The 11,690-nt window shown below is 62.1% G+C and carries 11 protein-coding genes; 2 read left to right on the plus strand and 9 right to left on the minus strand.

Annotated features, from left to right (window positions below; all coding sequences use genetic code 11):
- From BJG93_RS31245 to BJG93_RS31285, 9 genes are all read right to left on the minus strand, one after another.
- A complete protein-coding gene (locus tag BJG93_RS31245; RefSeq protein ID WP_027194335.1) occupies positions 1-1,533 on the minus strand; it encodes a class I adenylate-forming enzyme family protein in 1,533 nt (510 codons plus the stop codon).
- Positions 1,534-1,554: 21 nt separating this feature from the next.
- A complete protein-coding gene (locus BJG93_RS31250) occupies positions 1,555-2,382 on the minus strand; it encodes a 2-oxo acid dehydrogenase subunit E2 (RefSeq protein ID WP_071336691.1) in 828 nt (275 codons plus the stop codon).
- Between the two features lie 51 nt (positions 2,383-2,433).
- A complete protein-coding gene (locus tag BJG93_RS31255) occupies positions 2,434-2,664 on the minus strand; it encodes a biotin/lipoyl-containing protein (protein WP_018425497.1) in 231 nt (76 codons plus the stop codon).
- Positions 2,665-2,707: 43 nt separating this feature from the next.
- A complete protein-coding gene (locus tag BJG93_RS31260) occupies positions 2,708-3,700 on the minus strand; it encodes an alpha-ketoacid dehydrogenase subunit beta (RefSeq protein WP_027194336.1) in 993 nt (330 codons plus the stop codon).
- Positions 3,697-4,683, minus strand: a complete 987-nt coding sequence (locus tag BJG93_RS31265) for a thiamine pyrophosphate-dependent dehydrogenase E1 component subunit alpha (protein WP_027194337.1) — start codon at positions 4,681-4,683, stop codon at positions 3,697-3,699. Before BJG93_RS31265 ends, BJG93_RS31260 begins: the two co-directional genes overlap by 4 nt.
- Before the next feature lie 16 nt (positions 4,684-4,699).
- Positions 4,700-6,409: an FAD-binding protein gene (locus BJG93_RS31270; RefSeq protein ID WP_027194338.1), complete on the minus strand. Its 1,710-nt coding sequence runs from the start codon at positions 6,407-6,409 to the stop codon at positions 4,700-4,702.
- Positions 6,409-7,767, minus strand: a complete 1,359-nt coding sequence (locus tag BJG93_RS31275) for an aromatic ring-hydroxylating oxygenase subunit alpha (protein ID WP_027194339.1) — start codon at positions 7,765-7,767, stop codon at positions 6,409-6,411. Before BJG93_RS31275 ends, BJG93_RS31270 begins: the two co-directional genes overlap by 1 nt.
- Before the next feature lie 159 nt (positions 7,768-7,926).
- Entirely contained in the window at positions 7,927-8,859 is a 933-nt protein-coding gene (locus BJG93_RS31280; RefSeq protein WP_027194340.1) for an electron transfer flavoprotein subunit alpha/FixB family protein, read from the minus strand.
- 2 nt (positions 8,860-8,861) lie between these two features.
- Positions 8,862-9,611, minus strand: a complete 750-nt coding sequence (locus tag BJG93_RS31285; protein ID WP_027194341.1) for an electron transfer flavoprotein subunit beta/FixA family protein — start codon at positions 9,609-9,611, stop codon at positions 8,862-8,864.
- A 136-nt stretch (positions 9,612-9,747) separates the two neighbouring features.
- Here BJG93_RS31285 and BJG93_RS31290 point away from each other — a divergent pair, with 136 nt between their 5' ends.
- Both BJG93_RS31290 and BJG93_RS31295 read left to right on the plus strand, forming a co-directional pair.
- Positions 9,748-10,773 carry a zinc-dependent alcohol dehydrogenase family protein gene (locus tag BJG93_RS31290; RefSeq protein ID WP_027194342.1) on the plus strand — a complete coding sequence of 342 codons (1,026 nt, stop codon included), beginning with the start codon at positions 9,748-9,750 and terminating at the stop codon, positions 10,771-10,773.
- Between the two features lie 17 nt (positions 10,774-10,790).
- Positions 10,791-11,573: an SDR family oxidoreductase gene (locus BJG93_RS31295; RefSeq protein WP_027194343.1), complete on the plus strand. Its 783-nt coding sequence runs from the start codon at positions 10,791-10,793 to the stop codon at positions 11,571-11,573.
- Positions 11,574-11,690 lie beyond the last annotated feature (117 nt).

Genomic DNA, 11,690 nt, shown 5'->3' on the forward strand with positions numbered 1-11,690 from the left:
TCACTGGGCAAACTGCTTGCGCAGACTCACTTTGCTGATCTTGCCCGTTGGCAGCCTTGGCAGTTCGTCGACGAATGCAATGGCTTTCGGACATTTGTAGCTCGCGATCAGACCGCGGCAGAACTCGATCAACTCGGCTTCATTCGCTTGCTCGCCACGGCGCAAAACGACGATCGCCATCACGCACTCTCCCCACTTTTCGTGCGGCACGCCGATCACCGCCACGTCGATGACTGCCCGATGCTGGACCAGCGCATCTTCGACTTCACGGCTGTAAATGTTCTCGCCACCGGAAATGATCATGTCCTTCTTGCGGTCGACGAGGAAGATGTAGCCGTCCTTGTCCTGGTAGCCCATGTCGCCCGAGCGGTACCAGCCGTCGCGCAGTGCTTCCACCGTCGCCACGCTGTTGTTCCAGTAGCCACTCAACTGCGTCTGCGAGCGCAGCCATACCTCGCCGGTCTGACCTTGCGGCAGATCGTTGCCGTGGTCGTCGACGATGCGCAGGTCGATGCCGGGGCACGGGCGACCCACCGATGCGAGGCGCCGTACCTGTTCCGGCGACCCCTGGGGCTTGACCTCGTGCGCGGGTAGCCAGCAGGCGTTGCTCTCGGTCATGCCGTATTGGACCGAGAACACCGGGCCGAGCGCCTGAATGCCGCGCGAGAGCAGCGGCGGCGGCACCGGCGCCGCCGCAGTGACGATGTTTTCGATGCTCGACACGTCATAGCTCGACAGGTCGGGCACGTGGAGGACCGCCTGAAGCATCGCGGCAACCATGAACGTGAACGTGATGCGTTCTTCGGCGATAGTCTCGAGCATCTGCTTCGGCTCGAACGCGCGATGTACGACCGTCGTGCCGCCCATCCAGGCCACCGAATTAACGAATCCAATGCCGCCGACGTGGAACGCTGGCGTCGTCTGTAGCACACGGGTATTGCCCGAAAACTCCGTCACGAGCGCGCAGCTTTCGGCAGTGACGCACATCGCATGGTGCGTGCGCACGACACCCTTGGGACGCCCCGTGGTGCCGCTCGTGTACATCAGGTACGCGTAGTCTTCCGGTCTCGAACGGATCGGCGGCCCTTCCACTGGGCCGGCTTCCATCATCGCCTCGAATGAAACGGCCCATTCCGGCGCGTCGCCAATGCAGATGTACTGCTCGATTTCGGGCAGCTGCGAACGCAGTCCGTTCACGACATCGGCATACTGAGCCTCGAATACGAGCGCTTTAGGCGCCGCGTCCTTGAGGATATAAAGCGTCTCGGCGGGGGCCAGCCTGAAATTGACCGTTGCCAGAACGAAGCCGGCCCACTCGCATGCACGGTAACTCTCGTAGTACTCCGCGCAATTCATCGCGAGGATCGCAACCCGGTCCTGGCGCCGCAGGCCACGCTCATATAGCGCTCCCGAAAAGCGACGTGCACGCTCCGCCAACTGACTGTGCGTCAGACGCCGTTGCGCGTACACGAGCGCCGTATGGTCGGCATGCAAGCGAGCATTTCGCTCGATCATCTCGCCAAGGGTTCTCATCTCAATCCCGTCGTTGTTTTGTCAGATCGTCGGTTCGCCGGCGAGCGTTTGCGGATCGGCCAGCACGGTTCCAATGAATGCGGTGAAGCGCGCCGCATCGGCGCCGTTGATCACCCGATGGTCGTAGCTGAGCGACAGCGGCAGCATCTTGCGCCAACTGACGCCGCCGTCATCCGCCGGCGCGGCCGCCAGCCGGGTTTTGGTCACGCCGAGAATCGCCACCTCCGGCGCATTGACGATAGGAGTAAAACCGGTACCGCCAAAGCCGCCGAGCGAGCTGATCGAAAAGCAACCGCCCGACATCTCTGCCATCGATAGACCCTTTTCGCGCGCCTTCTGCGAAATAACTGCAAGTTCCACCGCGATTTCTTCGACGCTCTTCTTGTCACAATCACGCAGCACCGGGACGAGCAATCCGAAGCGCGTGTCCACGGCAACTCCGATGTGGAAGTACTTCTTCAGAACGATGTTTTTGCCGTCACCGTCGAGCGACGCGTTGAATTGCGGGAACGCCTGCAAAGCCCGCACCACGGCTTTGATCAGGAAAACCAGCGGCGTCAGCTTGATCGCCGAACTCGCGTCGTTGCGGGCCTTGCGATAGCTTTCGAGCGACGTGATATCAGCGTCGTCGTGGTGAGTCACATGCGGGATCGTCAGCCAGTTGCGCGACAGGAAGGCGCCGGTGAGCTTCTGGATGCGCGACACCGGCTTGACTTCGACCTCGCCGAATTCGGCGAAATCGACCTGCGGCCAAGACGGCAAATTCGCTCCGAAAGCGGGGACTGCGGCCTCGCCGGGTCCGCTATTCAGATTGGACTGCGCTCGCGTAGTAACGGATTCGACACTCATCGCGGATGCCTCTTGGAACGATGGTTGGATAGCGTGACGGTCTGTGCACAATCAGACGATTTCCGCGAGCACCGTGCCGACCGGATACACTTCGCCAACCTGGGCAACGATGCGCAGCGTGCCCGACGCGGGCGACTCGACTTCCTGAATCGATTTGTCGCTCTCGAGCGCGTAGAGAATCTGCCCTTCGCTCACGGTTGCGCCATCGTCCGCCAGCCATTCGGCTAGCGTGCCTTCGTTCATGGAAAAGCCCAGTTTGGGCAACAGAACTTGTGTGGTCATGATCTTGCTCGATTGATGATGGAATGCCGGGCGGTCGTGCTTGTCATTTCAGCGTCGCGCGAACCGCCGATTCGATTTCGGCCACGCCCGGTACGAACGCGTCTTCGAGCGGCTTGGAGAACGGCACGGGACAGAACTGCGCGCCCACGCGCTGCACTGGCGCCTTGAGTTCCCGAAAGAGGGCTTCGTAGATACGGGATGCGATTTCCGCACCCACGCCGAACGGCTTGACGGCTTCGTGCACGACAACGGCGCGCCCTGTTTTTGCAACCGAAGTCAGGATAGTGTCGGTATCCAAAGGAGAGACGGTGCGCAAATCGATCACTTCGCAGGCGACACCCTCTTTCGCCAGCACTTCGGCAGCAGCCATGGCTTCCTGCACGCGGCGGCTGTAGCTGATCACCGTCACGTCGGTACCCGCGCGAATCACGTTGGCTTTGCCAAGCGGAATCGCCACGCCGCGCTCCGGCGCACTCCCCGGGTTCCAGTAGGTCGGCATGTTCTCGATGAACAGGCAGGGGTCGTCATCGCGGATACAGGACAGCATCAGGCCATATGCATCGGCAGGATTCGACGGTGTGACGACCTTGATGCCGGCAACGTGCGCAAACCAGGCCTCGAGGTAGTCGGCGTGCTGACCGCCCGTGCCGAAGCCCGCGCCCGTCATGGTGCGGATGACGATCGGCACATGGGTCTGTCCGCCCGACATGAAGCGCAGCTTGGCGGCGTGATTCACGATCATGTCCATCGCGACGGTCGTGAAGTTCATCAGCATGATTTCCGCCACAGGACGCATCCCGACCATCGACGCGCCGATTGCCGCACCGATGATGGCCTGCTCCGAGATCGGCGTCGAACGCACCCGCGATGTGCCGTACTTCGACGACAGTCCCTTCGTTACGCCGACAATGCCGCCCTCCTGGCCGTCGGCCACGTCTTCACCCAGCACGATGACGTTGGCGTCGCCGGCCATCGCGTCGTCAAGCGCGAAGTTGACCGCCTGGATCGTGTTGATGTTGGTTGGCTGCTGGCTCATGCGAGCACCTCGTCCTTGAAGATGTCGCGCCGAAGCTCCGCAACATCCGGATATTCGCTCGACAGCGTGAATGCGACCGCAGCGTCGATCTGCGCCTCGTGTTCGGCCTCCATCGCAACCAGTTGCTCCTCGGTCGCATGCTTCGCATCGATGAGCCACTGACGGAACAGCGGCACCGGATCCTTCGCGAGCCAGGCGGCCTTTTCATGCTTGTCCATATAGGCGTCCGGGTCGCCGAACACGTGCCCCTGAAAGCGGAACGTGTTCGCTTCGATCAGCGTCGGACCGGCGCCGTTGCGCGCGCGCTCGACCGCTTCGTGCGCCGCCTTGTGCATCTGAATCGGATCGTTGCCGTCCACCGTGATGCCCGGCATCTGGTATGCGACGGCGCGCTGCGCGATGTTCGGCACGGACGTGCCGTAAGCGTATTTGGTGTGCTCGGCGTAACCGTTGTTCTGGCAGACGAAAATCACCGGCAACTTCCACACGGACGCCATGTTCAGCGATTCGTGGAAAGCACCAATGTTTGACGCACCGTCACCGAAGTAAGCCACGGCCACGCGTGACTCACCACGAATCTGCGCGGCGAGCGCCAGCCCATTCGCGATCGGCATCGAACTGCCGACGATGCCGGTCGTCACCATGACGCCGGAAGCCGGATGCGTGACGTGCATCGGGCCGCCCTTGCCTTTGCACGTGCCCGTTACTCGCCCTCCAAGTTCAGCCCAGAGTTCCTTGAGCGGCACACCTTTGGCGATCATGTCGTGCACGCCGCGGTAGATCGTGCAGATGTAGTCGTCGTCGGTGAGACACACCGACATCGCCGACGGAATCACTTCCTGGCCGCGCGGCGAGTAGTACGGCATCACCAGCTTGCCGGCCTTGATGACGGCACGAAAGCGCTCATCGTTTTGCTTGATGAGCGCCATGCGCCGGTAGATGTCGACCAGGACTTCGCTGCTGGGTGGCTGATAGGCATTCATTCGTCACTCTCCTGTGTCACCAGATCTTTTGCGCGCCGCTCGCATGCAGCGCCGCGATGTAACCGAACACGAACGATGCGCCGATGCTGCTGCCGGCGCCCGGATAGCAGCGGCCAACCACGGATGCCGTGCAGTTGCCGGTGGCGTACAGCCCAGGAATTCGCGAACCATCGTCCTTCAGCACACGTCCGAACTCGTCAGTCACGAGCCCGCCTGCGGTGCCCACATCCCCTGGATACATGCGCACGGCGTAGAACGGCCCTTCGTCGATCGGTCCGAGATTGGGGTTCGGTTTGATGGTCGGGTCCCCATGACAGCGATCGAATGCGCGCGATCCGCGCCCGTAATCTTCGTCGACGCCCGTTTCGCAAAAGCCGTTGAAGCGCTTGACGGTCTCGAGCAGCCCGGCACGGTCGATGCTGCATTTCGCGGCCAGTTCTTCGAGCGTGTCTGCCTTGATCATGTAGCCACTGTCGAGCCACTTTTGCGGAATCTGGCCCGGCATCGCCGTGCCCCACGGGTAATACTTGCGCTGCCGGCTGTCCATCACGACCCATGCGGGAACGGCCTTACCCGTCTGCCTGTGACGCTGGTACATGCGTTGACCGATTTCCATGTACGCTCCCGCTTCGTCGCAAAAGCGCTCGCCGTCCTGATCGACCATGATCGAAAACGGCAGCGAGAGGTCGAGGTGATGCATGAACGGCAGCGGCGAACCATCCGGCGCGCGCGCACCTTCGGGCAGTTCCTCGTTGGGACCGAGCGAGGTCACGACCCACCACGCTTCCTCCATGCAGTCCACTGCGCCGCCGAGCGCAATCGCGGCTTGCAGGATTTCACCGGTATCGCCCGGATTCGCATTGGTCCAGTCCGCGGACGACGGCTGCGGCTGGTACCTGCGGCGCATTTCCGCGTTGTGTGAAAAGCCGCCGGTATTGAGCAGGACGCCTTCGCGAGCACGCACGCGCAACTCGCGGCCGCTGCGCACCGCGACGATGCCGACCACGCGCCCTTCTTCAACGATCAACTCCCGCACCGGCGTGTCCGTCCAGATCGGCACGTTCGCGCGTAGCGCCATCTGCAGCATGCGCCCCTGAATCGCCGCGCCGTTGGCCACGAGTTCCTTGCCGGTGATCTTCTGGTAGAGCATGCGGCCACCCAGTTGCATCGCCTTGCGCTTGCCGCCCCATGTCCGCTTCATCAGAAACAGTGTCGGGTACTCGTCCGAGTTGGCAGGCATCGACGGGCCCTTGTAGCGCGACAAACGCGGCGCCCACTCGCCCAGTTCCTTCACGTCGAAAAGCTTTGCCAGCAGCGAACGACCACGCGGCTCGCCGCCGGGCAGCGTGTCGTAGTAGTCGGACCAGCCGTCCGCGTACACGAACTGCATCCCCTGCTGCTCGAGAAACTCAGCCATCTTCGGCCCGGTGCGCAAGTAAGCCTCGCGTCGCGCATTCGAGGTACCTGGGCCTTGATACGTTACCGCGGCGTCGAAGTACTGGCGTGCGCGCTCATACGAATCGCTGACGCCGTGGCGCTTCATCACGTGATTGTTCGGGAGCCACCAGACGCCGCCCGAATATCCGGTCGAGCCACCGACCTTCGCCTGCTTCTCGATGATGAGCGCTTCCTTGCCCACCGATCTGCAAGCAAGCGCCGCACACATCGAACCACCGCCGCTGCCGACCACCACGAAGTCGTAGGTTGCGTCCCAGCTCGTCGACATCACTCCTCCCGCGCGATGAAATCGCGCAGCGCGCGATGGAAGTTCGATACCGACGTTTCCTGCAGCGGATTCGTGCGCGAGCCCTTGAAGCCGCGCGACTTCATGCCCTGCTGCACGTTGGTCATGTTCTGGAAGTCCTGCCACAGGATCAGGCCGAAGTTCTCGTGCGCGTTCTCCTTCCAGTCATCCACGCCGTAATAGAATTCGCGCTTTAGCGGCGGCTCCGCGCCCGGCGCGAAGCGCTGCAAGGACCAGATGTCATAGATGCAGGAATCGGGGTTATCGCCGTCCGGCCGTGCGCGGTAAAACAGCGCGCCATCTGGATACGGCAGAAATATGAGGTTGGGGAAGACGTGCCAGTCCGCTCCCGCGCGACCCAGTTGCTCGAAAGAGATCTCGGGCCACCCTGCGCCCTCGGCGATGGCCGCTTCACGCTGAAAATCCATCGCCTTTGCAAGGACTTCGAACTGGTTACCCGACGGGGACATCTCGGTCATCAGCCGTTTCGCCGCTTCGTAGTCGCGCGCGGTATTGATCGCCTTCAGCGTTTCTTCCATCACACGGAAAAAATTGACGAGACCCTGGCGTACGTCCTCTGGCATCGGCTTGCCGGTTCTCGGCGAAGGCGCGCCGATCATCCGGGTGGCCGTCGCATAGCCGAACATGCCGTGGCGACCGTAGGCGAAGCTTCGCGTGACGTCGTCGCCTGCGACGTCCAGCAGCTGAGGATGGGTTGCCGCTACGTGATAACCCTCGTTGAACGCCTCGAGCGCGACCTTCCAGTTGCACGGCAGACGAATCGACTTGTACCAGCGGTAGCGCATCTTTTCGAACTCGAAGCAGTTCGTGATTTCCGGCACCGGATCGAGAAATTTAGCAAGCGGCTCGGCGTTCGGATCCATGTTGATGAAAACGAAACCGCCCCACGTGTCCACCAGAACATCGGTCAGACGAAGATCACCGTCGGTCATTTCCGGGCAGCCGGCCCAGTCGTCGCGATCGAGCACGCGCGCCAAGCTGCCATCCAGATTCCACTGCCAGCCGTGATAGGCGCAGTGAAATTTCGCGGCCTTGCCGCAGCCGTTGGTCAAGCGACGGCCACGATGCTGGCAGACATTGAAAAAAGCGTTGATCTGATCGGCCGCCGTTCGCACCACGATGATCGACTCGCCAGCCACGTCGAAGGTAACGTAGTCGCCGACGTTGGGAATCTCTTCGAGCCGGCAGGCAACCTGCCACACGTGCGGCCAAAGGCGCGCGTTCTCCCGCTCGAGAAATTGCTTCGACAGGTAACTGTCCTTCGGGACAAAATCGAGGCGGACAGTGTGTTCACCCGAATCGGGACCTCTGTTACCCATTGATATCTCCTTCGTGATGTGGCCGGCGTAGGCGCCGGTTCCGGCTTTTTATCTGGCGACCGCACGGCTCGCGGTCGATATGCAACTTATGGTTCAATTTACATGAACGGCGTTCAGATGCTAGGCCGACGCCCGGATTGCTGTCAATCGGGGCGAACGTCAATCGAGCGCAGCGGTCAACGCCGGGACCGCTTCGAAGAGATCGGCGGTGAGACCGTAGTCGGCGACCTGAAAGATCGGCGCCTCGGCGTCCTTGTTGATCGCGACGATGACTTTCGAGTCCTTCATGCCGGCGAGATGCTGAATGGCGCCCGATATGCCCACGGCGATATACAACTGAGGCGCGACGATCTTGCCGGTCTGACCGACCTGATAGTCGTTCGGCACAAAGCCCGCGTCGACCGCCGCGCGCGACGCTCCGACCGCCGCGCCCAGCTTGTCCGCAAGCGCATCGAGCAGCCTGAAGTTGTCGCCGTTCTGCATGCCGCGGCCGCCCGACACCACGATGTTCGCCGCGGCAAGCTCTGGCCGGCTCGACTTCGTGAGTTCCTGCCCGACAAAACGGGTCTTATCGAAAGCCGGTGCCGACGCAACAGCGCGTGATGGCGCGGTGGCCGAGCCGGCAGGTGCCGCATCGAACGCGGTCGGACGAATCGTGACGACCTTGATCGGGTCGCAGGATTGCACCGTTGCGAGTGCATTGCCGGCGTAAATCGGGCGCACGAAAACATCGGGTGTCTTGAAGGCAACCACATCGGAAATCTGCGCGCTGTCGAGCAGCGCGGCCACACGGGGCATGAAGTTTTTACCCACGGCCGTGGACGCTGCGATCACATGTGTGTAAGCGGGGGCCAGCGACACGACTAGTGCCGCGAGATTTTCCGGCAAACCGTGCTCGTATTCGGGTGCATCCGCGACGAGTACCTCGGCGACCCCGGCGACGCGCGCCGCTTGCTCCGCGACGGCCGACGCGCCGTGGCCTGCCACCAGCACATGAACCTCGCCACCCGCTGCGCCCGCCGCGGTGACGGCGTTGAGCGTGGCGCGCTTGAGGCTTGCGTTGTCGTGTTCGGCGATAACGAGAATAGTCATGATCAGATCACCTTCGCTTCGTTTCGAAGCTTTTCAATCAGCGCTGCCACATCCGGAACCATCACGCCGCCCTTGCGCGCCGGCGGCTCGGTCACTTCGAGAACTTTCAGTCGAGGCGCGACGTCAACGCCCAGCGCCTCGGGGCTTAGCGTCTCCAGAGGTTTCTTCTTGGCTTTCATGATGTTGGGCAGCGTCACATAGCGCGGACTGTTCAGACGCAAATCCGTCGTGACCACCGCCGGCAGATCAAGCGCGATGCGTTCGAGCCCGCCATCGATCTCACGGGTGACGAGTAGTTGTTGTCCGTCCACTTCCGTCTTGAACGCGAATGTCGCTTGCGGCCATCCGAGCAATGCGGCGAGCTTCTGCCCGGTCTGGCCAGCGTCGTTGTCGATGGCCTGCTTGCCGAGCAACACCAGTTGCGGGGTTTCCCGCGCGGCCACGGCGGCCAGCAGCTTGGCGACTGCGAGCGGCTGCAGATCCACATCGCTCTCCACTAGCACGGCGCGATCCGCCCCCATGGCGAGCGCGGTACGCAGCACCTCCTGGGATTGCGCGGTCCCCGCCGATACCACGACGACTTCGCTCGCCACGCCCGCTTCCTTCAGGCGCACCGCCTCCTCCACCGCGATCTCGTCGAACGGGTTCATGGCCATTTTCACGTTGGCCAGATCGACGCCCGAGCCGTCTGACTTCACCCGAGGTTTCACGTTGTAGTCGATCACGCGCTTCACCGCGACCAATATCTTCAATTTGACGCTCCGGACACTTTGTTGAACAATGTTCCATATTCTGAACTCATCTTTTTGCGGCTGTCAACGAGAAGAATGAGAAAAGCGTCGCTCGGCAATCCATTCGACGCTCTCGTTCCACACCATGAGGCGACAAATGAAGCTCTATCGATGCGAGCGTTTCGAAGGCATTGCGGGCCTGGCGTTATGCGAGGAACCCGATCCGGCGCCGCCCGGCGTTCATCAGGTACTGGTGCAGGTCAATGCCAGTTCGCTGAATTTCCGGGAGTTGCTGCTGATGAAGGGTGCGTTTCGCGACTGGATGGCACCCAACTTCATTCCGGCCTCGGACGGCGCGGGCGTCGTGCTTGCCGTCGGTCCAGGCGTACGGCGCTTCAGGCCCGGCGACCGGGTGATGGCCAATTTCGCGGAGGACTGGCACGGCGGCGCGCGTCCGCAACACGCGGATACCCTGGGCCGCGGCGCGATTGTCGAAGGTATGCTCCGCGACAAAATCGTACTGAGCGAGCAGGAGCTGGTTGCAGTTCCGCCTCATCTTTCCGACGAGGAAGCCGCAACGCTGCCTTGCGCCGCCGTCACCGCATGGAATGCACTGTGTCAGCATGCGGCCTTGCTGCCGGGTCAAACCGTCCTCGTGCAAGGCTCCGGCGGCGTATCGATCTTCGCTCTACAGCTGGCACGCCTTTTCGGCGCGCGCGTGATCGCCACGTCGTCGAGCGAAACCAAGCTCAAACGCCTGACCGAGCTCGGTGCCGACGCCACGATCAACTACCGCGACACGCCGAATTGGGATGACGCCGTGCTGAGCCTCACCGATGGCCGTGGAGTCGATCTGGTCGTCGAGGTGGGCGGCGCGCAAACATTCAGCAAGTCGGTTGCCGCCACGCGGGACGGCGGACGCATCAGCGTCGTGGGGCTGCTGACCGGCGCCCCTTCTGCCGGCGAAGGGTTCTTCATGCGCGGACTATCGATCGCGCCGATCCGCGTCGGCTCCCGTCAGGATTTCGAAGCGATGAACCGTGCGATCGCATTGCACAAACTCAGGCCCGTCATCGACTCCGTTCATGACTTTGCGTATGTAGCGGACGCGCTTCGGCACCTCGAAAGCCAGCAGCATTTCGGCAAGATCGTCGTTCGCCACCAGTCATCAGCCTTCGCATGATCCACCGGAGTCAGGCTATGAAACTATTTTCACTGGACAGACAGATTGCGCTCGTCACCGGCGCGTCGCGCGGTCTCGGATTTGCGATGGCGTGCGCGTTGGCGTCAGCCGGTGCAACCGTCATCCTCTGCGCGCGTTCGCGCGCAAGCCTCGAAACCGCCGCGGCATCGATTCGCAAAACAGGCGGCGACGTCGATATCGAACCGTTCGACCTCACCGATCCGAACGCAATCCGAAACGGCGTTCGCAACGTGCTGGCGCGCCACGGACGCATCGACGTACTGCTCAACAACGCGGGCATGTGCGAGTGGAGCGATTTTCTCGAGTCGAACCTGGACATGTGGCAACGAACCATGAATACCAACGTCACGGCCGCCTACCTGCTCGCGCAGCAAGTGGCTCGTCCCATGGTCGAACGCGGACACGGACGCATCATCAATGTCGGGTCTTATGTGTCCGTGCTCGGCCGCGAGAAGCTTCAGGCGTATGTGGCCAGCAAGCACGCCGTTGCGGGACTCACGAAATCGCTCGGCGCGGAGCTGGGCCGCCACGGCATTCGTTGCAACGGCATCTGCCCCGGCTACTTTCTCACCGATATGGCCGAGCCCGTCACGTCGAATCCACAAATGAAGGAGATCGTGCGCTCGCATATTTCGGTTGGCCGCTGGGGAAACCCCGAAGAACTCGGTGGCGTCGCCGTGTTTCTCGCCTCGGAGGCTAGCTCCTACATGAACGGGCAAATGCTGATGGTCGACGGCGGGGTCTCGGAGATCCTGAGCTTCTCGATGTCCGTCGTGTAGGAAAGCGAGAGGCGCTCGCCCTAACGCGCCGATTGACTCGAAGAGAGAACGGCCCGCTACCCCGGCAGATAGCAGGCCAGTTCTTTCGTACCGCGGACGCTACCGCGCGCAAAGCGG

It is taken from the genome of Paraburkholderia sprentiae WSM5005 (assembly GCF_001865575.2).
Taxonomy (GTDB): domain Bacteria; phylum Pseudomonadota; class Gammaproteobacteria; order Burkholderiales; family Burkholderiaceae; genus Paraburkholderia; species Paraburkholderia sprentiae.